26 protein-coding genes are annotated in these 26,699 nt (G+C 50.8%); 12 read left to right on the top strand and 14 right to left on the bottom strand.

Translation table 11 applies throughout. The features are described from left to right. Positions 1-199 precede the first annotated feature (199 nt). Positions 200-2,908 carry a valine--tRNA ligase gene (locus BLU47_RS02305; protein WP_091957874.1) on the top strand — a complete coding sequence of 903 codons (2,709 nt, stop codon included), beginning with the start codon at positions 200-202 and terminating at the stop codon, positions 2,906-2,908. Positions 2,909-2,914: 6 nt separating this feature from the next. Here the strand turns inward: BLU47_RS02305 and BLU47_RS02300 are convergent, their stop codons facing one another. The 13 genes from BLU47_RS02300 to BLU47_RS15050 all read right to left on the bottom strand — a co-directional run bounded on the left by BLU47_RS02300 (position 2,915) and on the right by BLU47_RS15050 (position 15,586). Continuing rightward, on the bottom strand, positions 2,915-4,081 hold the full coding sequence (locus BLU47_RS02300) for a M23 family metallopeptidase (RefSeq protein ID WP_091957871.1): 1,167 nt from the start codon (positions 4,079-4,081) through the stop codon (positions 2,915-2,917). Continuing rightward, positions 4,075-4,923, bottom strand: coding sequence for a carboxylating nicotinate-nucleotide diphosphorylase (nadC, locus tag BLU47_RS02295; protein ID WP_091957868.1), 849 nt, complete (start codon positions 4,921-4,923; stop codon positions 4,075-4,077). The genes BLU47_RS02300 and nadC overlap by 7 nt, the downstream gene beginning before the upstream one ends. A 14-nt stretch (positions 4,924-4,937) precedes the next feature. Beyond that, positions 4,938-5,429, bottom strand: coding sequence for an outer membrane beta-barrel protein (locus tag BLU47_RS02290; RefSeq protein ID WP_091957865.1), 492 nt, complete (start codon positions 5,427-5,429; stop codon positions 4,938-4,940). Between the two features lie 9 nt (positions 5,430-5,438). Beyond that, positions 5,439-6,905, bottom strand: a complete 1,467-nt coding sequence (locus BLU47_RS02285) for a carbon starvation CstA family protein (protein ID WP_091957863.1) — start codon at positions 6,903-6,905, stop codon at positions 5,439-5,441. A gap of 76 nt (positions 6,906-6,981) precedes the next feature. Continuing rightward, positions 6,982-7,473 (bottom strand): outer membrane lipoprotein carrier protein LolA, encoded by a 492-nt coding sequence (locus BLU47_RS02280; RefSeq protein WP_091957860.1) that lies wholly within the window; start codon positions 7,471-7,473, stop codon positions 6,982-6,984. 13 nt (positions 7,474-7,486) lie between these two features. After that, the gene (gene fabG / locus BLU47_RS02275; protein WP_091958334.1) at positions 7,487-8,206 is read right to left on the bottom strand and encodes a flexirubin biosynthesis SDR family reductase FlxB; all 720 of its coding nucleotides are present in this window, start codon (positions 8,204-8,206) and stop codon (positions 7,487-7,489) included. After that, positions 8,206-9,612, bottom strand: a complete 1,407-nt coding sequence (locus BLU47_RS02270; RefSeq protein WP_091957858.1) for a phytoene desaturase family protein — start codon at positions 9,610-9,612, stop codon at positions 8,206-8,208. The genes fabG and BLU47_RS02270 overlap by 1 nt, the downstream gene beginning before the upstream one ends. Positions 9,613-9,621: 9 nt before the next feature. Further along, on the bottom strand, positions 9,622-12,069 hold the full coding sequence (locus BLU47_RS02265) for an MMPL family transporter (RefSeq protein ID WP_255402057.1): 2,448 nt from the start codon (positions 12,067-12,069) through the stop codon (positions 9,622-9,624). Further along, positions 12,066-12,488 carry a hotdog family protein gene (locus tag BLU47_RS02260; RefSeq protein ID WP_091957856.1) on the bottom strand — a complete coding sequence of 141 codons (423 nt, stop codon included), beginning with the start codon at positions 12,486-12,488 and terminating at the stop codon, positions 12,066-12,068. Before BLU47_RS02260 ends, BLU47_RS02265 begins: the two co-directional genes overlap by 4 nt. Then, positions 12,485-12,730: an acyl carrier protein gene (locus tag BLU47_RS02255; RefSeq protein ID WP_091957854.1), complete on the bottom strand. Its 246-nt coding sequence runs from the start codon at positions 12,728-12,730 to the stop codon at positions 12,485-12,487. The genes BLU47_RS02260 and BLU47_RS02255 overlap by 4 nt, the downstream gene beginning before the upstream one ends. Positions 12,731-12,764: 34 nt before the next feature. After that, positions 12,765-13,985, bottom strand: a complete 1,221-nt coding sequence (locus tag BLU47_RS02250) for a beta-ketoacyl-[acyl-carrier-protein] synthase family protein (RefSeq protein WP_091957851.1) — start codon at positions 13,983-13,985, stop codon at positions 12,765-12,767. Between the two features lie 5 nt (positions 13,986-13,990). Beyond that, positions 13,991-15,133 (bottom strand): N-acetyltransferase, encoded by a 1,143-nt coding sequence (locus BLU47_RS02245; RefSeq protein WP_091957848.1) that lies wholly within the window; start codon positions 15,131-15,133, stop codon positions 13,991-13,993. 324 nt (positions 15,134-15,457) lie between these two features. Further along, positions 15,458-15,586 carry a hypothetical protein gene (locus tag BLU47_RS15050; protein ID WP_255402056.1) on the bottom strand — a complete coding sequence of 43 codons (129 nt, stop codon included), beginning with the start codon at positions 15,584-15,586 and terminating at the stop codon, positions 15,458-15,460. Between the two features lie 645 nt (positions 15,587-16,231). Here BLU47_RS15050 and BLU47_RS02235 point away from each other — a divergent pair. The 3 genes from BLU47_RS02235 (at position 16,232) to BLU47_RS02225 (ending at position 18,041) form a co-directional block, all read left to right on the top strand. After that, positions 16,232-16,459, top strand: a complete 228-nt coding sequence (locus BLU47_RS02235) for a hypothetical protein (RefSeq protein WP_091957843.1) — start codon at positions 16,232-16,234, stop codon at positions 16,457-16,459. Continuing rightward, entirely contained in the window at positions 16,437-16,841 is a 405-nt protein-coding gene (locus BLU47_RS02230; protein WP_091957840.1) for a D-Ala-D-Ala carboxypeptidase family metallohydrolase, read from the top strand. The genes BLU47_RS02235 and BLU47_RS02230 overlap by 23 nt, the downstream gene beginning before the upstream one ends. A gap of 189 nt (positions 16,842-17,030) precedes the next feature. After that, a complete protein-coding gene (locus BLU47_RS02225) occupies positions 17,031-18,041 on the top strand; it encodes a transposase (protein ID WP_091957837.1) in 1,011 nt (336 codons plus the stop codon). A 58-nt stretch (positions 18,042-18,099) separates the two neighbouring features. On the opposite strand, the gene BLU47_RS02220 is transcribed toward BLU47_RS02225, so the two are convergent. Next, positions 18,100-18,603, bottom strand: coding sequence for a DUF4251 domain-containing protein (locus BLU47_RS02220; RefSeq protein ID WP_091957835.1), 504 nt, complete (start codon positions 18,601-18,603; stop codon positions 18,100-18,102). Between the two features lie 147 nt (positions 18,604-18,750). Between BLU47_RS02220 and BLU47_RS02215 the strand changes: the two genes are divergently transcribed. The 8 genes from BLU47_RS02215 (at position 18,751) to BLU47_RS02180 (ending at position 26,686) form a co-directional block, all read left to right on the top strand. Then, positions 18,751-19,104 (top strand): hypothetical protein, encoded by a 354-nt coding sequence (locus tag BLU47_RS02215; RefSeq protein WP_091957832.1) that lies wholly within the window; start codon positions 18,751-18,753, stop codon positions 19,102-19,104. Next, a complete protein-coding gene (locus BLU47_RS02210; RefSeq protein ID WP_369796950.1) occupies positions 19,101-20,246 on the top strand; it encodes a penicillin-binding transpeptidase domain-containing protein in 1,146 nt (381 codons plus the stop codon). The genes BLU47_RS02215 and BLU47_RS02210 overlap by 4 nt, the downstream gene beginning before the upstream one ends. A gap of 16 nt (positions 20,247-20,262) precedes the next feature. Next, positions 20,263-20,544, top strand: a complete 282-nt coding sequence (locus BLU47_RS02205) for a hypothetical protein (RefSeq protein WP_143025433.1) — start codon at positions 20,263-20,265, stop codon at positions 20,542-20,544. 54 nt (positions 20,545-20,598) lie between these two features. Continuing rightward, on the top strand, positions 20,599-22,221 hold the full coding sequence (locus BLU47_RS02200; RefSeq protein ID WP_091957825.1) for a glycoside hydrolase family 10-like protein: 1,623 nt from the start codon (positions 20,599-20,601) through the stop codon (positions 22,219-22,221). Positions 22,222-22,384: 163 nt separating this feature from the next. Beyond that, complete coding sequence (locus BLU47_RS02195; protein ID WP_091957822.1) at positions 22,385-23,560, top strand: aldose epimerase family protein; 1,176 nt, start codon at positions 22,385-22,387, stop codon at positions 23,558-23,560. A 39-nt stretch (positions 23,561-23,599) separates the two neighbouring features. Then, positions 23,600-25,279, top strand: coding sequence for a sodium:solute symporter (locus tag BLU47_RS02190; RefSeq protein WP_091957820.1), 1,680 nt, complete (start codon positions 23,600-23,602; stop codon positions 25,277-25,279). Positions 25,280-25,283: 4 nt separating this feature from the next. Continuing rightward, positions 25,284-25,961, top strand: coding sequence for an NUDIX hydrolase (locus BLU47_RS02185; protein ID WP_091957817.1), 678 nt, complete (start codon positions 25,284-25,286; stop codon positions 25,959-25,961). Positions 25,962-25,987: 26 nt separating this feature from the next. Then, positions 25,988-26,686 (top strand): L-ribulose-5-phosphate 4-epimerase, encoded by a 699-nt coding sequence (locus BLU47_RS02180; protein ID WP_091957814.1) that lies wholly within the window; start codon positions 25,988-25,990, stop codon positions 26,684-26,686. Positions 26,687-26,699 lie beyond the last annotated feature (13 nt).

The following is a 26,699-nucleotide window of genomic DNA, read 5'->3' as shown; positions in this document are numbered from 1 at the left end:
CCGGAAATCATAAACAAGCATCAAATCTCATGCGGTAAATAATACCGCATGGGATTTTTCTATTTATGGTTTGCAGCGACTGCAAAGTCTTCCCACGACCGACCTATGGTCGAAGGTACTCACGTTCGAAAAATTGCAAATAAATTTGCATTTTCGCTCACTTATTCGTACCTTTGCATCCATTATAATAAATAAGTATATGGAATTAGCAAGTAAATACGACCCCAAAGAGGTCGAATCTAAATGGTATCAGTATTGGCTGGACCATAAAATGTTCGCATCAAAGCCCGATAGTCGCCAACCCTACACCATTGTTATCCCACCACCCAACGTGACAGGTGTGCTCCACATGGGACACATGCTGAACAACACGATTCAGGATATTCTTGTACGCCGTGCACGCATGGAGGGAAAGAATGCCTGCTGGGTGCCTGGTACCGACCATGCCTCAATCGCTACGGAAGCGAAAGTAGTAAAGAAATTGGCTGAGCAAGGCATCAAAAAGCATGACTTGACACGTGACGAATTTCTGAAGCATGCATGGGACTGGACGGATGAGCACGGCGGCATTATCCTGAAGCAGTTGCGCCGCTTGGGTGCATCGTGTGACTGGGATCGTACTGCTTTCACGATGGACGAGAAACGCTCGAAGAGTGTCATCAAGGTATTCGTAGACCTGTACAATAAAGGACTCATTTATCGTGGACTGCGCATGGTTAACTGGGATCCCAAGGCGTTGACGGCTCTTTCTACGGAAGAAGTTATCTACCGTGAGGAGAAGAGCCACCTATTCCATTTGAAATATTATGTAGACGGCCTTGTCCAACTAGACAATCAGGCAGAACTTGAAGAAGCCGGTAACATTATCCATAAAGATGCCAAGGGTTATTATGCCGTAGTGGCCACCACACGTCCTGAAACCATTATGGGTGACACGGCGATGTGTATTAATCCGAAGGATCCCAAGAATCAATGGCTGAAAGGCCGTAAGGTCATCGTACCATTGGTTGGTCGTGTCATCCCTGTCATTGAGGACCGCTATGTGGACATCGAGTTTGGTACGGGATGTCTGAAGGTTACACCTGCTCACGATACCAACGACTACATGTTGGGCAAGACGCACAATCTGGAGACCATCGATATATTCAATGCCGACGGTACCATATCAGAACAATCACCACTCTATGTGGGTATGGACCGCTTCGACTGTCGTAAGCAGATTGCCAAAGACTTGCAGGCAGCAGAACTCATGGAACGAATTGAGGACTACACAAATAAAGTAGGTTACTCGGAACGTAACCCAGACACAGCTATCGAGCCACGCCTCTCGTTACAATGGTTCCTCCGCATGCAGCATTTCGCAGACATCGCCCTGCCTCCCGTCATGAATGACGACATCAAATTCTATCCGACGAAATATAAGACAACATATAAGAACTGGTTGGAAAACATTCAGGACTGGTGTATTTCACGCCAGCTGTGGTGGGGACACCGCATTCCTGCCTACTACTACAACGAGGAAGGCGACTTTGTTGTTGCTGAGTCACGAGAGGAGGCTCTGAAACTGGCTCAGCAGAAAAATCCGTCGGTAACGGATGCAGACCTCCGTCAGGATGAGGATGCACTCGATACATGGTTCTCAAGTTGGCTGTGGCCTATCTCTCTGTTCGACGGCATCAACAATCCGCAGAGTGAAGAACTCGCCTATTACTACCCCACTGCCGACCTGGTGACTGGTCCAGATATCATCTTCTTCTGGGTTGCCCGCATGATTATGGCTGGCTATGAATATGTAGGAAAGATGCCTTTCAAACACGTTTACTTCACCGGTATTGTGCGCGATAAACTTGGACGTAAGATGTCGAAGTCGTTGGGTAACTCGCCTGATCCCATTGAACTGATTGAGAAGTTCGGTGCCGACGGCGTGCGCATGGGTATGATGCTCTCTGCACCAGCAGGCAACGACATCCTGTTCGATGAGTCGCTGTGTGAACAAGGACGTAACTTCAATAACAAGATATGGAATGCCTTCCGATTGGTTAAAGGATGGCAGGTTGCTGACGTAGAACAGCCAGAGGCTAGCAAAACTGCTGTTGCCTGGTTCGACGCAAAGTTGAAGATGGTGAACGAAGAACTGCAAGACCTTTTCTCGAAATACCGCATCTCTGAGGCTCTGATGGCTGTCTATAAGCTCTTCTGGGACGAGTTCTCAAGCTGGTATCTCGAGATGGTGAAACCAGCCTACATCAATGGCGTAGCTCAGGCTGTAGACCGTACCACGTTCGATGCCACCTTGCGTTTCTTCGACACATTGCTGAAGATGCTTCACCCGTTCATGCCATTCATCACCGAAGAACTGTGGCAAGCCCTGTACGAGCGTAAAGAAGGTGAAAGTATCATGCGCGAGTGTTTGACGCTGGCAACTCCTACGGACAGCGAGCGGAAACTGGCTGACGACATCGAGCAGGTGAAGCAGATTGTCAGCGGTGTTCGTATGGTTCGTAACCAAAAGAATATTGCCCCCAAGGAGGCTCTCGAGCTGCAGGCTGTAGGTGCCAATAACTATGCGGACTACAATGCCGTTATCACGAAGATGGCAAACCTCAGCGCCATCAATGTTGTCACCGAGAAAGACGCTACCGCTTCTGCCTTCATGGTAAGTACTGACGAGTTTGCCGTTCCCCTAGGCAACATGATTGACATTGATGCTGAGATAGAGAAACAAGAAGCTCAGTTGAAGCACCTCGAGGGATTCTTAGCCGGAGTTATCAAGAAATTGTCCAACGAGCGTTTCGTAGCCAATGCCCCCGAGGCTGTAGTAGCATTGGAGCGTAAAAAACAAAGCGACTCTGAGGAGAAAATTGCTGCGCTGAAAGAATCGATTGCTACGCTGAAGGCACAGAAGTAATAAACTTCAACGTTTGCGAGAATACAAAGGCCAAAGGCACTGATCGAAGTGCTGATAGGTATCCAGGATAGTGAGTTCCCGACGGGGACTCACTCTTTTGTCTCTCACGCCCAGAACGGTAAAGTCATAGCGTGACTCGTTGCCCTGATAGTCGCGTAACAGATAGGTAAGATGATAAGGGCGTTCCTCGTCGAAAGTCACGATGCCACGATCAAAACCCGTATGCACGATAGGTAGACGAAGACCATGCTCACGATAGGACTTCATATACCAGATACGAGTACGGCGCCAATGATGATAGTCGCCCCAGACGTTCACCTCAGGATGACAACTGATAGGAATACTGTCGACATCCGCACGGAACACCTCATGCCCGTCAACTAACAGTCGCGTATGACGAATGCCATAATGGTTATAGGTCGTCTCACTATAGTCGTCGGCCCAAAGTGCAAAGCCAACCCTACCCCAGGCTGTAAAATGGCGCGAGAGTTTCCATGTGGTATGCGATTTCTTGGTATCTGGTTGTCCGAAGCCAAAGGTCTGCTTGGTGGCACCACCATTGAACACACCCTCTCCCTCGACAGGAACAGCCATGAAGGAATGGGCTTGTGGGGCAACGGTATCGCTAATGAGATGGGCCAGTTTCATCATGGGATCACGAAGCGCCCAAGTGTGCGTATCGTGAAGTTCCAGATGCAGATGAGGTCCTGTGGAATTACCCGTATTACCGCTGATAGCAATGAGTTGACCAGCCTTGACGGGAAACTTATTTGCATCGAAAGACACATCAAGGGTATCACGCCATCCGGTCCGCTGCAACATATTTTCATAGGGATCGGCAAAGTTTTTCAGATGGCAATAGATACTGGTATTCCCGTCAGGATGATTAACATAGATGGCATTACCGAAGCCGTATTTGTTGACGGTCAACCTACTGACATATCCATCAGCAACCGAGAAAATCTTCTTGCCTTGAACATTACCCGTCTTAATGTCAAGTCCTCCGTGAAAATGCCACGGACGCGGCTCACCGAAATTTCCTGCGAGAACAATCTCGTAGTCCACAGGGGAAACATATTCTATTTCTATATCAGAATTGCCGACAGGCTCGGCATCATGTCCGCAACCTGTCAGCAATAGGAAAAAGCATGTGAAAAACGACAGTCTCAACATGCCTTAAAGCTCATATCAAGTCCTTTTACTGAGTGAGTCAATGCACCCACAGAGATAAAATCCACTCCCTGCTCAGCATAGTCACGAATGGTGTCAAAGGTAATACCACCACTCGACTCGGTTTCGTAACGTCCGGCAATGATGTCGACAGCTTTCTTCGTGTCGGGCACAGAGAAATTGTCGAGCATGATACGGTCTACACCACCGTGATCCAACACCTGTTGCAACTCGTCGAACGAACGAACCTCTATCTCAATCTTCAGGTCAAGGCCCTTTTCTTTCAGATAGGCATGACAACGTTCAATGGCATTAACTATTCCGCCAGCAAAGTCCACATGGTTATCTTTTAGCAGAATCATGTCGAAGAGACCGATACGATGGTTACATCCTCCACCAATCTTGACGGCCTGTTTCTCCAGCATGCGCATGCCTGGTGTCGTCTTACGGGTGTCTAAGACGCGTGTCTTAGTACCCTTCAAATGCTGAACATACTTATCGGTCATCGTAGCGATACCACTCATGCGTTGCATGATGTTCAGCATCAGACGTTCAGTTTGAAGCAGAGAACGCACCTTGCCCGAGACTATCATGGCAATATCTCCCTTCTTCACACGCGTTCCGTCCTGCATCAGGACCTCGACCTTCATGTCAGGGTCAAAACGACGGAACACCTCTTTGGCAACCTCGACACCAGCCAGGATGCCATCTTCCTTGATGAGCAGATGCGACTTACCCATCGCATCCTCAGGAATACAGCACAATGTGGTATGGTCGCCATCACCGATATCTTCGGCAAACGACAGGTCTATCAGCCTATCAACCAATTCTTCTACACTTAGCATGATATAACCGTATTTTAGTTCTTACGTCCGTCTTTGAACAGATAAACACCAACGCCGATGCGCAAGCCATAACACATATAGTCGGAACTCTTGGTAGAGAGGTCGAAATAGAGTTCAGGCTCAATGGTTACTGTTCGGCTGACGAAGAACGCATAACCAGCATGAACACCCGGCAACAAATCATTATATCCTGGAGCGTGCTTGTATTTCAAACCGGCACCAAGGAAAATACCGTTCTGATCAAGGTAGTAGCGGCCTGCTGCACCCAACACAAACTGGTCGGCATCGTGCTGCCAGTGGTCAAAACCTATTTCTGCCAGACCCATGAGGTTGTCCATGAACAGGTAACCAGCCTTGGCATTTAATCCGAAATGGAACTGCTTAGCCTGACTGCTCAGGTCGAGACCAGAGAGTGAAGCACCAAGATATCCCTTACCTTCTTCAAATTGTGCATTGGCGGCTACTGACATCATCAGCGCCATCACAAAAAGTGCAATTTTCTTCATATTATTTGTTTATTGATTAATTGATTTTTGATATTTACGATACCAATAAGTAAAGTATATGACGGCAATCAGGAAGCAGACGCCCCCCAAGAAATAGCCTATTTCCAGCGGCATCCCTAAGGCTTGCTTCGACACAAAGAAGAACGTCGAGCATACAGTAGTCATGAAGAGTGCAGGAATCAGCGTTACCCAGAAATTTTTCTTCTCGCGTACCAGATAGACTGTCAACGTCCAAAGCGTGAATACAGAAAGCGTCTGGTTGCTCCATCCGAAGTATTGCCAAATGGTATTAAAGCCATCGGGATTCTCGATCTGCCAGACAAGCATAGCGATGGAAACACAGAACAAAGGAACGCAGATATAAAGGCGCTTAGCGATTGGACGCTGGTCCAGTTTTAGCCATTCAGCCACAATCAGACGACCAGAACGGAAAGCCGTGTCACCACTAGTGATAGGAGCAGCGACCACACCCAGCATAGCCAAGACGGCTCCAGTGATACCCAGCCAGTCCTTGCAGACAAGGTTGACAACCGCAGGTGCTGAGGTATAGAAACCCTTGTCAGCTCCGGCTATCAGTTCGTATCCTGGAGCTTCTACTCCATAGAAGAACCAAGATGCGACCGTAGCCCAGATGAGGGCTACCACACCTTCAGTAATCATGGCACCATAGAAGATGGGGCGACCCATCTTCTCCGACTTCACACAACGCGCCATCAGCGGGCTCTGTGTGGCGTGGAAACCAGAAATGGCACCACAGGCAATGGTGATGAACAAGGCGGGGAAAATGGCATCAGACCATTTCTCCGGATGCGTCTCGGCTCCCATATTATACATGTGATCCCACAGTTCGGGAAGAACAGGATTCTTGATAAAAAGCACCACCATCAAGGCTGCAGCCATAAAGAGCAGCGAAAAGGCGAATAAAGGATATATCTTACCGATAATCTTGTCTATAGGCAACATGGTGGCTATCACGTAGTAACCAAAGATGATGGCTATCCACATTATCGTGTCACCACCCATCGTGTGAAGAATCTCTGCGGGAGAATAAACGAAAACGGTACCTACCATGATGAGCAACAGAACCGTGAATACAAGCATTACTTGCTTAGTGGCCTTACCCAAGTACTTGCCTATCAGTTCTGGGAGCCCGGCTCCATCATTACGCATGGATAGCATCCCCGACAGATAGTCGTGCGTTGCACCGGCAAAGATACATCCCAACACAATCCACAAATAGGCAACGGGACCGAACTTAGCACCCATGATGGCTCCAAAGATAGGACCAGTACCTGCAATGTTCAGAAACTGAATCATGAATACTTTCCAGTTGGGAAGCACGATGTAGTCTACACCATCTGCCTTAGCCACGGCGGGTGTTACACGACTGTCTGGCCCAAAAAGACGTTCAATGAAACGTCCATACAGGAAATAGCCTATAAAAAGAGCCAACAGACTCAGGGAAAACGTAATCATTCGTTCTTATCGTATTAAATTTTCTGCAAAGATACAAAATAATTAAGAGAAACGGTAAGTTTTTCCTCGTTTTTTATCACATCTTGTATTCGGTATAGTCACCCTTTCTTCCATTCATGCGCAGCTGACGGATTGTAGAGGTCTTGGCGTCAATTACCAGTACGAACGACGAGAACAGCTGGCGCTTCTTCTTCTCGGGGGTAATGGTGATGGTCTTCTGTCCATTCTTGCTGCTGACGGTCAGGTCGTCGGCTGCAGGAATAGGCTGGTTGTTGATGACAGCACTCAGCACAGCGTGGAAAGTATCAAACTGCTTATTCTTCTTGCTGTCAGTTACATGTTTCTTGCCCCCCATCGTCATCGTAAACTTAGTGCCTTCCATCATCAGCAATTCCTTGCCTCCGTCGGTAGAAATGCAGATATAGTCGGGCTTGCGGATAGTCATCGAACCGGTGGTTACCGCATCCTGGGCAACGGCCTCACGATGTTGTGTGCGGGTGACACTCTGAGCTGCGCAGAACGTCAACTGGCAGCAGACAAACAATATCAAAAATAAAAGCTTTTTCATATTCTAAAATATATTATGTATACAGTCCTCCATTGATTGAAATCACATTACCCGTGATGTAGCCAGTCTGGGGAGAAACCAGGAAGGCAACGGTATCAGCCACCTCCTCGGGCGTTCCGAAACGACCCATGGGAATCTGCTTCTTCAGCGTGGCCTCGTCCAGCCCTTCAGTCATATCGGTGCGGATAAAGCCGGGAGCGATGGCGTTCACGGTAATGTTACGACGAGCCACTTCCTGAGCCAGAGCCTTGGTAGCAGCAATGATACCACCTTTGGCTGCCGAGTAGTTGGTCTGTCCGGGAAGACCCTTCAGACCGCTGACACTTGCCATGTTGATGATGCGTCCGAACTTATGCAACTGCATGGCGGGCAAGAGTGGCTGGGTGACATTATAGAATCCCGACAGGGTGATGTCGAGTACTCGATGCCAGTCGTCCTCGGGCATCAGCGCCATCACGTTATCGCGTCGGATACCGGCATTGTTCACAACTACGGAGATGTATTCTCCCTCATGACGGGCTTGCCACTCACTCAGGGCTGCGCGTGTTTCTTGGCTGTTGCTCACGTCGAAACGCATCAGTTCTCCCTGTCCGCCACATTGCTCGAGTGTGCGTTGTGCCTCGGCTTCGTTGCTGGCGTAGTTAATCAACACGTGATAACCCTCTTGTGAAAGTTTTACGGCGATGGCTCTTCCGATGCCTCGGCTGCCACCTGTTATTAAAGCGTAATTCATCATTTATAATTCTTTATGGTGTTCAATGTACTGAATGCTGTTCTTGTGACGCCCTCCAAACCGTGCAATACCAGACTTTGTCCCGTCAGGAAGAGGTTGGGGACAGGAGTCTTGGGCGACAGCATCGTCATCAGCGGACTATGGCAGTCCTTCCTGATGCCAAAGGCTGAGCCGCAAGGTGTTGCTGTATAGTCTCGCCAGGTCAGCGGCGTACTGGTATAGCGTCGTTCTATCATGTTGTGAAGTCCCGGAATCACCCGTTCAGCCAGCGTGATGCAGTCGTCTGCCAGTTGTGCCTTCTGTTTCTCATAGTCTTCCCCGCGTCGTCCCACGGTGGTATCGCTCCATGCTTGGCACATCGTCCAGGGAAGTGGTGTCAGCAGGTCTACCTGGCGGGTAAAAGCCAATCCGTCCTCAGGGACTCTGGCACTAAGCATCACGCCTCCTACCCCATCCTCTTCAGGGAAGGTCCACACGTTGGCTTTCCGATAGACATATTTGTTGTGGTTGAAATACGGCAAGGTGTCGGCTTTGATGACCAACGACACGGTGAACATGCCGAACGTGTTCTCCAAGGCAGCTATGCGCCTACGGAACATGCCTTTCAACAAGGTCGAGTCCGGCATCCAACTGAAGGTCAGTTGTGGGTGTACATCGCTGATGAACAGGCGTCCTTCATAGGTCTCTCCATTGTTGCAGCGGGCAGCAACAATCCTTCCCTCCTGCTCCTTCAGTTCGTTGACCTCGGCATTGCAACAGATCACACCCCCTGCGGCCTCGATGTCGTTGATCAAGGACTGTACAATCAGGTTTCCGCTACCCTTCAGTCGCCAACTGCTCTGCACATAGCTGCTCAGCCCGTGGGCAAAGGTGAACAGCGGCAACGTCTCGCGCCTCAGTTCCATCTTCATGGCAGCTGCCGACACCACATGGACGAGCAACGGGTCGTGGAAGAGGTTGGTCAGGTAGTCGTAGGCATTCACCTGTGCACATTCCTCCATGGGTGGCAGGTGGTTCAGCATCGCCACAAACTGCTGCAAGGCATCACGGTCTTGCGGGAAGTAGGCGGCCAAGGTGTCGGCAAAACGCTCATAACCCTCGGCAAGCGGGAAAGTCTGTTCTCCGATGGTTATCTGGTCGAAGCCCTCAGGGTCCAGCCGATGCCAGGGCAGACGCAACAGTCCTAAGGTCTCAAAGGCATCGTGAAGCGACTGCCCCTCGTCGAGTCCGCCGACATAGTGGAGTCCGGTATCGAAGTCCATTCCTCCGCGACGGTAGCTCTGCAGACAACCGCCTGGGGCATGCTGGCGTTCCAGCACGACGACACTTCGCCCCTGCTGTGCCAGTTGTCTGCCACAGATCAGGCCTCCGAGCCCACTGCCTATGATGACGACGTCATATATCATTGCGCGTATTTATTGCTTACCATTAAGTAGTCTCCAGACGGCAGGTTGCAGGACATAGGACAGAATGACGGCAGCCAGCAGTCCGACCAGCGTTGAGAATCCCACGCTGCGAATAGCCGGATGCTGGGCCAGCAACATGCTGCTCACAGTCACGATGAGGATGATAGCCGAAAGCAGCACGGCCGTCTTATGATACTGCAGATTGCCCTGGATCAGTCCGTTCATGACAAAGATGCTATAGTCGACACCGATACCGAAGATAAAGGTGGAGATGATGATGCTGATGAGATTGAACTGCACCCCGAACAGGTTCATCACGCCCAACACAATCAGCCAGCTGAGCAGGATGGGTGCAAAGCCCAGCAAAGTATGCTTGATGTTGCCATTGAACGAGAGCAGCAATACCACGAAGACGAACGCCATCGAGAGCCATTGCAGCGTGTCGAAGTCGCGGCTCATCTGCAGCAACGTGTCGGTGGTATAATAATAGGTGTCAAGCACCAACAAGTGCGGATCACTACTGATAGCGTCGCAGATACGGATATAGTCGCTATCGCTGCTGCGTACTGAATCATTTTGGCAGCGAACGGATGTAAATACCAGATAATCACCACCGTATGACTGTTCGGTTAACGTTGAAAGATACCCTTCCGGTATGATTCCTGCCTCATAGAGCGGAGCTGTTTCGTAGTCGGCATTAGCCGCTTCGAAGAAGGTGTTGAAGGCTTCGGCATTCAGTCCTGCCTTCGTTGCCGTCTCGCTGATGAGTCTTCTTACCGTAGCCTGTCGCTCCTGGTTCCAATAGCGGTGCCAGGCGTCGATGCGCGCTTGTTGTATGTTCAACGGAACGAGCAACTGGTTGGTGTGGGTATAGCTCTTCACCAGTCCGATGCGTTGCAGCGAGTCCAGCTTACGGTCCAGTTGTGCGAAGTTGGCAATGGCTTCCTCCATCGTTCGTCCCTGGCTGGCGAAGTATTTGGTCTTGTCGCCAGTATAGGTCTTGTCGCGCAACAGGTTTTCCGAGTGCTCGGTGATTTCGGCCTCGTAGCCTAAGTTATGCATATCGGCATCAAAGTGGGTACCACCGATGAGGTAGGCTCCGATGCTGACTATCGTGACGATCAGGACGACGGCGATGAGTGGTTTCTTGCGGTCAAAGGGATAGTTGTTGATGTTTTCTATGAATGCCGGGAAGTCAGCGCCTTTCTCCTTCAGCATCTGAGGGAGGTAAGCCAGCGAGAACAGCGTGGTACCGAGGATGGCGAAGGCTGCAAAGAGTCCGAAGTCGCGCAGCAAGTCGGTATTGACGAAGATGAGTCCGGCAAAGGAACCAATGGTAGTGATGCACCCCAGCAGTACGGGTTTCACCTGGTCTTGCAGCAAGTGGTCGGTATCGCTGACATAGCGATGATGTGTCAGCACATGGAGCACATAGCTCATGGCAACCCCTAGGACGACACCGCCGATGCCCAGCGCCAACAGCGAGAACTCGCCTTTCAGCCAGTACATCATGGCCAGTCCGAAGAGTGTTCCGAAGACGACGGGCAACAGCAACAGCGGAATGGTGTCCCAGCGGCGGAAGCAGAACAGCAGGAACAGCAGCACCAGCAACAACGCTCCCGCGATGGTGGTGGTCAGGTCGTGCTTGATCTGTGTGGAGTTATAGAATCCGCTGGCTGGCGTTCCGTGGTAGCTGATGCGCACATCGGGATGAGCCTGTGTAAACTGGTCTATCTGCTGATTCATCATCTGGAACATGGCGGAGCCCTGTCCTGTATTCGTCGACGAGAAGCGTGGTGTGATGAAAGCCAGGCATACCGTAGAGTCGGGCACGAAGAAGTGGTCGTCGACGGTCTGATAGCTGCCGGCGCTCATGATGGATTTCAACTGTTCGGCAAGCACACCGCGCATGCCCATCGGGTCCATTTGTATCAGTTCGGGGAACAGCTCTCCGAACTCGCCCGTCAGGTCTTCGCGGTTCTGCTGCATCTGGCGCTCAAAGTGCTCGCGCGTCAGCAGGGTGTCGAAGCGGGCATAGGCTGCCGTGTCGATATAAGCAGGCAGATGGGCTGTCATATAGTCGATGGCGTCGGGCAACAGGTCTTCGTCCAGCCGGTAGAACACGTCGCCGATGACGGAGTCCTTGTCCTGAGCCAGCAGCGAGTCTACGAAGGCGTCGCACACGCTGGTCAGCTGTTCTGTGGCTTTCTGCGTTCCCCCCTCGCCTACCCACTCGAAGGTCACAAACACCTTGTCCTTGATTTTCAGGTCGGCAAAGGCCAGTTTGGTCGTACCGTCCTCATTTTTCGACGAAGGCATCAGTTTGTTAATGTCTTCCTCGAGGTGTATTCTGGTGGCAAAGTAGCCGAAAAAAACAAAAAGAGCAGCCATGGACAGCCAACAGGCAGCTCGATGGTTGCGGAAAAAACGGGCAAGGAGTATAAAGAGATGCGTCATTGCATGAATATTTTCAGTTTTACCTCGGCAATGGGTTCGTCGCCTACCGAACAGCTTCCCGTGGCCAGCGTAACGCTACCGAATGTCATGTCGAAGGTGACGACGGTATGGAGCTGTTCACCGATGCGCGGCCGTCGGTGGCAGACGAAGTTCTTCACCTCGCCGATGATGCCTACCGGTGGTCCGGCAGGTTGTTTTTCCAAAGCCTGACAGCCCGCCAAGGCCGAGCAGGACTGGGCGATGTGCTCAATGATTCCAGACTCGGCCATGGTGCCGTCGGGCAAGATAAAATAGTTGTTTCTTTCCACGCCTAATGTGGTGGCAGCGCTGTTGCCGTCACGTTCCTCCAGCGCATCCACCATCATGAACGGGGCGCGCTGGGGTATCAGTCGCAGAATGTCTTCGCCGCGATAGGTCATGCAGCCTGATGCTCGAAGATGTAGTCGTACAGGTTGTCGAAGGTCTGGATTTTCTTCAGGTCCTCAACGGGGATGGTAACCTTGTAGTTGAACTGTACGAGTGCGATGAGGTCTACCAGGTTGATGCTGTCCAACTGGAGGGTGTCCTTCAGGTTGGCATCAGGAGCGAACTCGCTCTCTTCGATTTCGAACTCTTCAGCCAGCAGGCTGTTTACTTTTGCGATAATGTCTTCTCTTGTCATGTTGATTTACAATTATATAATTTACAATTTATTGTCAGCAGTTTTTGATAATCAGCGTTGAGTTGGTGCCTCCGAATCCGAAGGAGTTGCTCAGGAATATGTCGAAATGCTGCTGCAAGGTCTCGGGAACGACGTTGATGCACTTGGTCACCTCGTCAGGATTCTCGAAGTTCAGCGAGCCGCCGATGAAGTCGTTCTTCATCATCAGCATCGAATAGATAATCTCCGAAGCGCCAGCCATCCACATCTCGTGTCCGGTAAGACTCTTCGTCGAGGTGACGGGCACGCGGTAGTCGCCGAACACCTGCGCGATGGCCTCTGCCTCACGACTGTCGCCGATGGGTGTCGAGGTGGCATGGGCGTTCACGTATCCGATGTCCTTGATGCTCACGCCGGCACACTCCAGGCTGCGCTGCAGCGAACGGGCGGGACCTTCCACATTGGGTGTTGAGATATGGTCGCCGTTGCCTGAGAATCCCCAGCCGATAATCTCGGCCAGAATGGGGGCTCCGCGCTTCACGGCGTGCTCGTAGCTCTCGATAATCAGCGTGGCAGCACCACCGCTGGGCACCAGTCCGTCGCGGTCGCGGTCAAAGGGTCTACTGGCCTTGGTGGGGTCGTCGATGCGTGTCGAGAAGGTCTGCAGGGCGTCGAACGATGCGATACCGTACATGTTGTTTTCCTCGGCACCGCCACAGACAATGCAGTCCTGCAAGCCGTTCTTGATGAGCAGGTAACCCAGTCCGAGCGACTGTGAACCGCTGGCACAGGCTGCCGATGCGGTCAGGTTGATACCCTTCAGATGGAACAGCGTGGCAAGGTTCATCGTCACCGTCGAGTTCATCGACTGGAAGATGGCACCACTTCCGCAGGCTGCCGTAGAGCCTGCCTGGCGGAACTTGTCCATAGCGACCATGGTCGATTCGGCCACCGAGTCGTTACCATAGATGACACCCACCTCGTGGCTGTCGATATAGTCCTGTGTCAGTTTTGCCTGTTCCAAGGCCTGCACGGTAGCCACATAGGCATACTGGGCCTCCTCGGGCATCATCTGGCGAACGTTGCGGCTCAACACTTTCTTCAGGTCGGGCTTGGGCACGTTGCCGCAGATGGGCGAACGGAACCCTGCGTCTTTGCGCTCCTGACTGAATATGATGCCGCTACGGCCTTCAAACAAGGACTGGCGCACCTCGTCGAGCGTCGTACCGATGCACGACCAAATGCCCATTCCCGTAATTACTACTCTTCTTTCCATAATGATTATTTGTCTATTATCTGTTTTTTAAAACATCTTCTGCGCTTCACATATTCGGGCTTCAGCGGCTTCCATTGCGACAGCTCGCGAACGTTGTCCTCCAGCTGCGGTCCCGTCTCGGCCCATCGGAACCCATATTTATTATATATAGGTATGAGGTCGTCGAAGAACAAGGCGTTGACTCCCATGCCCTGATAGGCGGGACTGATCGCGACGAGCAGCATCTCGGCGCTCTCCTCGTGGTGCCATTTCATCGCCTTCAGCAAGGGCCACCACCCCAGCGGCCACAGTCGTCCGTGGGCTTTCTGCATGGCGTGCGACAGGCATCCCATCGTGATGGCCACGCCTACCACCTCCTGCTGCTGGTTCACCACCACGGGAATCAGTTGTTTGTCTATCAGCTTCAGGTACTTGCACATGAATTCGTCCACCTGCGCTTCCGACAGCGACGAGAATCCGAAGATATTCTTGTAGGCCTCGTTCAGCAGCATGAACACCTTCTTGCCGTAGCCCCGTTTATAGATGTCCTTGTTCGTCAACTTGATGACCTTCAGTCCGATCTGTTCTCTCACATACTGGGCGGTGCGGGCATAGCGTGCCGGAACCTCCTCAGGTATGTTGATGCGTATCTGCACCCAGTCCACTTCCTTCTCGAATCCCAGGGCCTCCATGTGGCGCGGGTAATAGGCGGGATTGTAGATGGTGTTCATCGTGCCCGTCAGGTGGAAGTCCTCAACGAGCATGCCTTCCTTGTCGAAGTCGGTAATGCCCATCGGTCCCTGAATGGTCTCCATGCCGTGCGATTTGCCCCATTTCATCACGGCCTCTATCAGCGCTGCCGACACCTCTTGGTCGTCAATGAACTCGATGAGCGAGAAGCGCACATTCTTCCGTTTCCAATGTTCGTTGGCTTTCTTGTTGATAAGTCCCACGATGCGTCCTACGGCAACACCGTCCTTGTATGCCACAAAGGGCTTGATGTGCGAGAACTTGAAGGCGGAATTCTTCTGGGGGTTTAACAAATTGCGGATATCGCTCTCTAAATCAGGGACATATTGTGGACAGTCTTTGTAAATATGATATGGCAATTGGATGAAGTCATTCATCTCCTTTTTATTACTGATCACTTCAACTTTGATTGTCGCCATGTCTTAATTTAACTCACATTTACAATTCGACCGCAAAATTACACTTTTTTTATAAGAATCAATTGTTCATTTTTTCGTCAATGTTGTTCGATTTGTAATATCAGCCGTTTTTGCCTATTATTTACCTGTCGAATACAAGACTTTTCAGTACCCGTAAAAAACAAAAAAAGAGGACCGGCTTCGTTGCCAGTCCCCCTTTTTCCACATTCGGCCGTTTAGCCCTCGTCCGTTCCGTCGATGATGCTGCCGCTGTCGCCGCCACCGGTATTGCCGCCCTCGTTCCCGTTCCCGTTCCCGTTCCCGTTATCGTTCCCGTTGTCACCTTTAGCCGCCGCAATCTCCGCCTTGGTCTTGTCGGTCCATGGTTTGTTTGTAACTCACGCGAGCATACAGCTTGCCCGCCTGTTCAGATTCCGAACTCTCGGTCACCTTTGAAAGATAAAGTTCAATCATACCTTTTGTTGTGTTTTTTATGGTATTAGAAACTCCCTCAGACCAACTGCACCGGGTGGCCTGAATCCCGCTTTTTAATATGTTACAAAGATACAAAAAATTCCCGAAACCACCAAACATTTCCGCCACTTTTTTCGCAAAAAAACACGCGCTTTTTTGCCTCGTCAATAACCCATCCTTATTGCCCGATAAGGGCATGTTATTGCCAGCAGGTAGTTATGCGGAAAGTAGGAAATGCGGAAAGCGGACATTAAGCGTTGTCAGAAGTACAGCAGACAGACATTACTTAGTATAAGTTTTATATTATTATTAATACTATTATTATATATATTATTAATTATACCTTCTCAAAAGGTATTCATGTCTACTTTCCTACTTTCCTACTTTTCTACTTTCTATCTACTTTGGGATGAATTTCCCTTGCTGAAAATTTGGTTTTCTCGATTATTTTTAGTAATTTTGTAGGGTAATAGAAAGGCGGTTTTGGCCGCGGAAATAACCCTAATATTCACCATTTAAAACATTAAAGCGTATGAACAAGACGGTAAAGATGATCCTTCAGGCGATCAGTTATGTCATCACCCTGTTGCTGGGAGCTGCCGGCGGCACGATGGTGTAAAGGTAAAAGGTAAAAAGTAAAAAGCCATGGAAAACCAGAAAGGCTTCAAAATCTCTCAGTATGCCTGCGCGGTGCTGCTCATCGTGAGCAGCATCGTGATGGTGGCTTACCAAGTGGTCCACATCGACGACGTGGCGGGCGGCCTACTCTACTATGTGGCGCAGTCGTTCCTCCTGGCAGGTAGCATCTTCGGTCTCGACCAGTACATCAAAATCATTAAACGCAACGATCATGGAACACACAAGACTCAGTAAGCACTTTACGTTGGAGGAATTCGTCAACACGCAGAAGTACCCGTGCAACAAGCCCACGCTGCAGCACGTGGCGAACATGGTCTACGGCTGCGTGATGCTCCTGAAACCTGCCCGGCAAGTGGTCGGCCCCATCCTCATCAACTCCGGCTTCCGCAACGAGGACGTCAACCGCCATGTGGGTGGTGTCCCGAACTCGCAGCACTTGCTCGGCCAAGCTGCCGACATTCGCCCCTGTGACCCTCAGCAGTTCCAGCGCCTCGTCGACTTTCTCAAAGCTCACCAACTCACCGACCAACTACTCACCGGCAATGGTTGGCTCCACCTCTCCTGGAGTCCGTTCACCACGCCTCGCCACTTCATCAAGATTGGGTACTACAAATAGAAACAAATAGAAATAGCCGATTATTTTTCATCATAGAATTATCTTCGTCCCTTCTTCTGCCCATAGGCATCGTGGTTTTAGGGGTTAGACAATGTTTTCGGCTGCAAAGATAAACAATTATTCCGAGCCGCGCAAACTTTTGTCACATTTTGTTGGATAATATAGTAAAAGTGCGTACCTTTGCAGCAAATGGACAAAGAGACATTCGAAAAACATAAGCCCTTTGCGGGCGAAACGAAACCATCGATGCTCAGAAGGAGAATAGGTCATGACTATCAGTCACGACGCATCTACCTTATCACCATGACCATAGCTGGACGAAGGCCGTTGCTTGGCAAACTGGTGGGCAATTGCAACGCTCCAGAAGGAACCGACGAGGCACCACACATCGAACTGACCGAGCTGGGACTGCGCGTGAGAAAATGCTGGATGGCAATAGAAAACCATTATCCCGCTATAAAAGTACTGGCCACCCAGATCATGCCCGACCATCTGCACGGCATTCTCTTTGTTCAAGAGCATATGGAGGTGCACATGAGCCAAGCCATCAAAGGATTCAAGACGGGGTGCAACAAGGTGTATCGCGAACTGTACCCCTCTGCAGCGACATTGTCGCCGCAAAGGAACCCAGACAACGCCCAAGGGCTTCTGTGGGACAAGGGCTTCAACGACCACATCCTTGATTATGGGGTCGAACTGGACCGTTGGTTCCAATATCTGCGCGACAACCCGCGACGCCTGGCTATACGCAGGACTTACGCCGATTACTTCAAGGTTCGATTCGATATGGTGGTTGCAGGGCAATCGTATTCGGCTATCGGCAACAGGTTTCTGCTCAACCACCCCCAACGACTACCTATCCGCCTGTCACGCAGGCTCACCAACGAGGAAATAGAAAAGAGCGTCAGCTATTATCTGGCTTTAGCCCGACAGGGAGCCGTTCTCGTATCGCCGGCCATTTCTAAGGGCGAGAAAGCCGTCATGCGTGCTGCCCTGAATAACAAGTTTCCCTTAATATTCATCACCTCTTACGGATTCACCCAGTTTTCCCACCCTGGTCATCAGTTCTATGATGCCTGTGCAGAAGGGCGGCTGCTTCTCCTAGCTCCCTGGCCTCATCAGAACAGAAAAGAACCCCTGACTCGCACACAGTGCCTCCAGCTTAACTCTTTCGCCCAAGAAATCTGCCAACACGGGTGACAAATTCCGAAACGGCAAAGAAATGCCCGAAATATTTGCCTTTCGCGGAATTTTTTCGTCATCTTGTAATCACCATGTCGCCGCTGTAGTTGATGGGTTCGCGCTCCCTGGAAACGACGTCAATATCGGCGTGACCGTTCGGGAATATGTCAAGGCTGTAGGTCAGCCGATCGTTCTCATGCTCTACCTGTATGGTCACCCTTGTGCGGCCGTTCTTGCCTTTTGCCGACTCATAGCCCTTGACGGGCGCAGCAAAGTGCAAGCCATTGCCACCGCCATAGGGTATGCTGTAGGCCCTTCCGAAATAAGGCAGGTAGGAAAAGAGCGAGTCGCCTTTCATTTGTACCGAGTAATCGGGCGTCACACTCACCGCATTGCCGCGTCGCGGAAACATCATGCTGATACTGATGGTATACTGCCGCTCGGCAAGAGCCTTTTCCACCTGCATGGCCTCTTCTCGCTCTCGTTGTGCCCGTTCTGCAGCTGTCAGCGTACTGCATGCAGCTATCAGCAATGCCAGTCCTGCATATAGCAGATAAAAAGCAGACCGTAAGTTTCTCATTTCCTCTTGATTTGATTGCACATGATTTCGAATGCAAAGATAGTCATTATTTTGGTTAATACGTTAAAAAGACCTAAGAAGATAGCAGAAATTGCGAATTATTCGCTACTTTTGTCGACGATTAAATCTTTAAATAACAATAAGACAATGAAGAAAATGATGCTTACCGCCATGATGATCATGGTTATGATGTGTGCTACGACGACTGTCAGCGCCCAGGAGAAACAATGTGATAAGAACAAAAAGGAGTGCTGCGAGAAAAAGAAGCAGGAATGCCAGAACAAGGCTCAGGAGTGCCAGAACAAGGCTAAGGAATGCTGCGAGAAAAAGAAGCAGGAATGCCAGGCTAAGGCTCAGGCTAAGGAGTGCTGCGACAAGAAAGAAAAGGCTTCTTGCGGAAAGAACTGCCAGAAATGCACCGAATGCAAGGAGACTTGCCACAAGACCAACTGCAAGGACTGCAAGCACAAGGGCCAGTGCGAGAAGAATTGTAAGAAGTGATTTCATTGAAGAGATATCTGAAAAGTCCTGTAGCCTTGTGTTGCAGGACTTTACTGCTAACATGGGCAGGAGTATTAGGCGCAAGTGCTCAAAATCTGCCTAAGGATGGCCCGCTGACCATCCGTCCGATGCTGCAGCAACTGGGAGAACGACTACTGAAAGGCAAGACAGGCAGCGTGGTAGCCATCAATCCGGCCAACGGCGAGATACTCTGTCTGGCCACCAACTCGCCACAGGGTAGCGATGTAAGACAGGCCATCGGACGACCTCAGGCTCCTGGTTCGACGTTCAAGACGGCCCAGGCATTGACACTTCTGTCGGAGGGTGTCATTACTCCGCAGACAACCGTGGCCTGCGTAGACGGAGTGACCGACGGCAACATCAAGGTGAGATGCCACAAGCACCCTTCACCGCTGGCACTCAAGGAAGCGCTGGCCCAGTCATGCAACACCTGGTTTCTGATGACCTTTGCCTCGATGATTAACGACGACTTCATGTACGAATCGAAGGACGAGGCTATCACCACATGGCGAAGTTACATGCAAAGCATGGGACTGGGCGGTCCGATGCACATTGACATAGAGGGCGAGCAAGGCGGACTGTTGGCTGGTGCTGACTACCTAAACCGCCGATATAAAAACGGATGGGACGGCAAGACAATCTGGTGGACAGGCATGGGACAGGGCGACGTCACTTGTACCCCACTCCAGCTCTGCAACCTAGCCGTCACCATTGCTAACCGCGGATGGTACTACATCCCGCACATCCATCAGAACACGACCAACAACCGCTATCTGACCAAGCGGCAGACCAAAGTGAAGGCGGAAGCTTACGGTACGGTGATAGAAGGTATGCGCATGGCTGTGGAGAAAGGAACGGCCACTTGCATCAAGACCTCTTACCCCATTTGCGGCAAGACAGGCACTATCGAGAATCCTGGAGCAGACAATTCCGCATTCATTGGCTTCGCCCCGAAAGATAATCCCAAGATTGCCGTTAGCGTGTATGTCGATCATGGCGGTTTCGGCGCAGACCTTGCAGCTCCAATGGCAGGACTTATCATTGAACTGTACCTGAAAGGCAAGCTGTCGGCAGCATCGGAGGCTAGAGCCAAGAGCATATCAAAAAGAAAAATTCCCTAACAATTCCGCAAGTGTAATGTCAATACGAATCCTACTTTTTACTACCTGTATCACCATGCTTCTCACCTCATGCGGCACGGTGGCACAGGAGTTATTAGTCCCCATGGCTGAATCTGACGCCCAAAATGCTCTGTCAAAAGCCACACCAGGACGTAACGTCAGTACCAAGCAGCAAGCCAAGGAGCGCGAACAGCTACAGCGCGAAGGAAAATGTCCGGACTGCAAAGGGATGGGAAAAACGCCCGACGGCCTGTACAATTGTCAAAAATGCAACGGCACAGGGAAATTCCAGCCTTAGAAAAAATCAGATTTATTTTGTATTTCTCTCGATTTGCACTACCTTTGCAGCCAAATGAAGAAAATCATGGTGTTTTTGCTCCTGCTGGGAGCGCTGGGCTGTTTTGCACAGCCAAAATACGAGATAAGGGCCGTGTGGCTGACAACGATCGGCGGCATCGACTGGCCTTCAACTTACGCACATGACGGCATGGGAATTGCTGCGCAACAACGGCAGTTGACGACCATGCTTGACCAGCTGAAGGCGTTGAACGTGAATACCGTACTGTTGCAAACACGCGTGCGAGCCACCACCATTTACCCGTCGGACATCGAGCCGTGGGATGGTTGCATGTCGGGCAAGCCAGGCAAAAGTCCAGGCTACGACCCGTTGCAGTTTGCCATCGACGAATGCCACCGCAGGGGCATGGAGTTGCACGCTTGGGTGGTAACCATCCCCGTTGGCAAATGGAACACCTATGGATGCAAGCAGTTGAGGACACGCTATGGCAGGCTGATACGTCGCATCGGCGAAGAGGGATATATGGATCCGGAGTCGCCTACGACGGCTTATTACATTGCCGACATCTGTGAGGAAATAACCAAAAAGTATGACATTGACGGCATTCACCTAGACTACATCCGATACCCTGAAACGTGGAAGGGTAGCAAGCGTACACAATACATCACCAACATCGTTCAAGCGATTCACGACAAGGTAAAGCTTTACAAGCCGTGGGTAAAGTTAAGTTGCTCGCCAATAGGTAAATATGATGACTTGAGCCGTTATCGCTCGAACGGATGGAACGCTCGTAGTCGTGTGGGACAGGATGCCCAGGAATGGTTGCACAACGGACTGATGGACCAGCTCTATCCGATGATGTATTTTGCCGGAAATAATTTTTACCCCTTTGCCATCGACTGGAAGGAATTTGACTATGGACGGCAGGTGGTGTCGGGCCTGGGTGTCTACATGCTGCACCCACGCGAGCGTAACTGGTCGCTGGACGAGATCAAACGACAGCTGAACGTCACCCGACAAATCGGCATAGGCCACTGTTACTTCCGTGCCAAATTCCTGTTGGACAACGTCAAGGGCGTCTACGACTATGCCGCCTTGCACGACCGCTACCCTGCCCTCGTACCACCGATGACATGGGCCAGCACGAATGTCCCCGAGGCTCCGCAACAACTGCAAGTGGAGCGGGCAGCACAAGGAGACAAGCTGAACTGGAGTGGAGCTTACGACCGCAGCAACGGTCCTTACCTATTATATAATATATACGCCTCGGAACAGTATCCCGTTGACATCACGAAGGCTGAGAACCTGCTGGCTACGCGTTTCCTATGGACACATACCAGTATCCAGCGCACGAACGACAAAGCGCGCCTGTACTATGCCGTCACCGCCGTTGACCGCTACGGCAACGAGAGCAGCGCCAAGCAGGAAGAATCAGCATCGGGTAATATGACGAGTGTCAATAGCTTCTTAGCCAACGACGGACGCACACTAAAGACCGGACTGGAAGCCAACGGTTCACAACTCTTGGTATGTACACTACAAGGACAGGTAGTGTACACAACGGACTGCCAGCAACAGATAAACATTGCTGCCCTACCCGACGGCATGTATGAACTTAAAAACATAATTCGTAAAAAGACCACCCGTCGCGTAGGCTTCTTCATGGTAAAAAAATAAGGAAATAACCAGTTCTATCCGTTAAGGAAGGTTAAATACGGGGGTAAAGGTGTAAAAATTACACTTTGCCCCTATTTTCTTTGCCAAAACATTTGGTCGTTTCGATTATAAATTGTAATTTTACACCCAAAATCTAACGTTTATAACTTAAAACTATTTAACGATGAAACATTTAAAGCATGTTTTTGCTGGTGCAACGGTTGCTGTAGCCCTGTTTTCAGCATGTGCCTCTGGTGAGCAGCAGGCACTTACGGTATCGGGATTGAACCCAGCCAAGTTCGACACGCTGATCAACGAGAAGCCTGTAAAGTTGTACACCCTGAAGAATGCCAACGGCATGGAGGTGTGTATCACCAATTATGGCGGACGCGTGGTCAGTCTGGTGGTTCCCGACAAAGATGGCAAACCCACCGATGTGGTACTGGGCTTCGACAATATCGCCCAGTATGCCGACACGCTGAACTCGCCCACCGACTACGGTTCCAGCGTAGGCCGCTATGCTAACCGCATCAAGGAGGCCAAGTTCACGCTAAACGACTCCACTTACCAACTGAGGCCCAATGACGGACCAAACTGCTTGCACGGTGGTGGCACCACAGGCTGGATGAACCAGGTATATGATGCCGAGCAGATAGGCGACTCTATCCTGAAACTGACCATCGTGGCTGAGGACGGCGAGAACGGATTCCCCGGCAAGGTGACAGCCATCACCACCTATACCGTGAAGGCTGACAACACGCTGGACATCACGTGGGAGGCCGAGACCGACAAGCCAACCATCATCAACCAGACAAACCACAACTATTACAACTTGAACGGCGACTTCACCAAGCCAGGTTACGATATGGTGCTGTATGTAAACGCTGACAACTTCACCCCCTCTGACAAATTGTACATTCCGACTGGCGAGGTGAAACCGGTAGAAGGTACCCCGATGGATTTCCGTACGCCACACGCCATTGGCGACAGCATCAAGTCGCAGTTTGACCAGATACAGAATGCCGGCGGCTACGACCATAACTGGTGTCTGAACACCTTTAAAGACGGCAAGGGCGACGACACGCAGGTATGTGCCAGCCTCTACTCGCCAAAAACGGGTATCTTCATGGAAATGTATACCAATGAGCCTGGCGTTCAAGTATATAGCGGCAACTTCCAGGGTGTTGGCAACGAGCCTAACATCAAGCACAAGGGTGGTGTCTATCCGCAGCACGTTAGCGTCTGCCTGGAAAGCCAGAAGTATCCCGACAGTCCCAACAAGAAGGACTGGGTACAGGCTATCCTAAACCCCGGCGAGAAGTACTTTAGCCACGCTGCATACAAGTTCTCTGTGAAATAAACCTCAATTAAAAATATCAATCTAAAAATATAAATTATTATGGCATTATTAGACTGGATTGTCATTGGCGTGTTCTGTGCAGCGCTGATAGGCATCGTAGTATGGGTTGTCTCGCAGAAGAACAACAACTCTGCTGACTATTTCCTGGGCGGTAAGGATGCAACATGGATAGCCATTGGTGCAAGTATTTTCGCCTCAAATATTGGTTCTGAACACTTGATTGGACTGGCTGGTGCCGGTGCCTCGTCAGGTATGGCAATGGCTCATTGGGAGATTCAGGGTTGGATGATCCTGATTCTGGGTTGGGTTTTCGTACCGTTCTACACGCGTTCGATGGTATACACGATGCCCGAGTTCCTGGAGCGTCGCTTCAACAAGGAGAGCCGCACTATTCTGTCGGTTATCTCGCTCATTTCCTATGTCCTTACAAAGGTTGCCGTTACGGTATATGCCGGCGGACTGGTATTCCAGCAGGTATTCGGCATTAAGGAGATGTGGGGCATCGACTTCTTCTGGATTGCAGCCATCGGATTGGTGCTCATCACCGCTCTCTATACGGTGTTCGGTGGTATGAAGAGTGTGCTCTATACCTCAGTACTGCAGACTCCTATCCTGTTGCTCGGTTCGCTGATTATCCTCGTTCTGGGACTCAGAGCCTTGGGCGGATGGGATGAGATGATGGCAATCTGTTCGATACAGACCGTTAACGAGTATGGTGACCACATGACTAACCTGATGCGCGACCTGCGCGACCCGCAGTACCCCTGGCTGGGAGCGCTGGTAGGTTCTGCAGTCATCGGTTTCTGGTATTGGTGTACCGACCAGTTCATCGTACAACGCGTACTGTCAGGTAAAGACGAGAAGGAGAGCCGTCGCGGTACGATCTTCGGTGCTTATCTGAAACTCTGTCCCGTATTCCTGTTCCTCATCCCCGGCATGATTGCCTACGCCATGTCGACCAAGGGCATCACATTGCCTAACGGTGAGGTATTCGTGCTGACAACACCTGATGCTGCCTTCCCAACGCTGGTTGCCAAGATTCTTCCTGCCGGTGTGAAAGGCCTGGTTGTCTGCGGTATTCTGGCTGCCCTGATGTCTTCTCTGGCATCGCTGTTCAACTCATCAGCCATGCTGTTTACCATCGACTTCTGGAAACGCCTGCGCCCCGAAACTCCTGAGAAGCAGCTGGTTCGCATCGGTCAGATTGCCACCATCGTCATCGTAGTGCTCGGCATCCTGTGGATTCCCATCATGCGCTCTGTAGGTGACGTTCTCTATAACTACTTGCAGGACGTGCAGTCGGTACTGGCTCCTGGTATTGCCTCAGCATTCCTGCTGGGTATCTGTTGGAAGCGCGCCTCTGCCAAGGGTGGTATGTGGGGTCTGTTGTCAGGTATCATCATCGGTCTGACCCGTCTGGGTGCGAAGGTGTACTACAGCAATGTACCCGACGCTGCCGACAACTGGTTCAAGGCCATTTTCTTCGACTTCAACTGGCTGTACTTCTGCGGTGTCATGCTCGTGGTTTGCTGTCTGATTGTAATCGTTGTATCACTATTCACAGAAGCTCCCGACGAGCAGAAGATACAAGGTCTGGTATTCGGTACGTCTACGCCTGAACAGCGTGAGGCAACCCGCAAGAGCTGGAACAAGTGGGATGTCATTCATTCTGTTATTATTCTCGGTATTACAGTAGCCTTCTACTATTATTTCTGGTAAACCAATGACATCATTCTATAAAGAACATCAAAAAATATTCTTGTCTGTCGACTGCATCATCTTCGGCTTCGAAGAAAACAAGTTGAAGGTGCTCATCGGCAAACGAAAGATGGACCCAGGTCGCGGCGAATGGAGTCTCTACGGAGGCTTCGTTCGCAACGACGAAAGTCTCGACGAGGCAGCTGATCGCACACTCTATGAACTAACAGGTCTGCGTAATGTATATATGCGCCAAGTGGGTGCGTTCGGTAGCATCAACCGTGACCCAGGCGAGCGCGTGGTATCAGTAGCCTACTACGCCCTGATAAACGTGACCGACTACAACGACAAGTTGCAGGCTGAGCATCAGGTGGAATGGGTGGACGTCAACGATATTCCAACCATGTTCTCTGACCACAACGACATGATTCGCAGGGCGCGCAAACTGATGCAGCAGAAAATCAAGACGGAGCCTATCAGTTTCCAACTGCTGCCCAGTCTGTTTACGCTCACCCAGTTACAACGTCTCTATGAGGCTGTCAACGGTGAGGAAGTGGACAAGCGCAACTTCCGCAAGCGCATCAAGGAAATGGAGTTCATCGAAAGGACAGACCTGATAGACAAACAGCTGTCCAAACGCGGCGCTTCCCTCTACCGCTTCAACAAGAAGATGTTTGAGAAAGACGCCACATTCAAACTATAATATAATAATAAGGTATAATAATCATTATGTTAGAAGAACTGAAAGAAAAAGTATTCCGTGCCAACCTTGACCTGGTGAAGCACAACCTGGTTATATTCACATGGGGCAACGTGTCAGCCATCGACCGCGAGAAGGGGCTGATAGTTATCAAACCCTCTGGTGTAGAATACGACGTGATGAAAGCTAGTGATATGGTAGTCGTTGACCTGGAAACAGGCAAAGTGGTTGAAGGCGACCTAAACCCGTCGTCGGACACCCCTACCCATCTGGTGCTCTACAAGGCTTTCCCCGAACTGGGGGGCATCGTACACACCCACTCCACCTATGCCACCGCATGGGCACAGGCCGGTAAGGACATCCCCAACATCGGCACCACTCACGCCGACTACTTCCACGACTGCATCCCCTGCACGGATGCCATGACTGAAGATCAGATGGCTGAATACGAGCATAACACGGGCGTGGTTATCGTCAACCGCTTCAAGCAGGGCAACATCAACCCTGTTCACACACCCGCCGTACTGGTGAAGAACCACGGTCCGTTCGCATGGGGCAAGGATGCCGACCAGGCTGTTTATCATGCTGTAGTCACCGAACAGGTTGCCAAGATGGCCTTTGTGTCATTCATGGTAAATCCCGAGACCACAATGAATCCGCTACTGGTTGAGAAACACTTCTCACGCAAGCACGGACCGAACGCATATTATGGACAGAAAAAACGTTAAACAAAAAAAAGAC

Origin of the sequence: Prevotella sp. tc2-28, from assembly GCF_900107705.1 — a bacterium.
Classification (GTDB): Bacteria; Bacteroidota; Bacteroidia; order Bacteroidales; family Bacteroidaceae; genus Prevotella.
The sequence above is the reverse complement of the archived record's forward strand: the minus strand, read 5'-3'. Positions and strand labels throughout refer to the sequence as shown.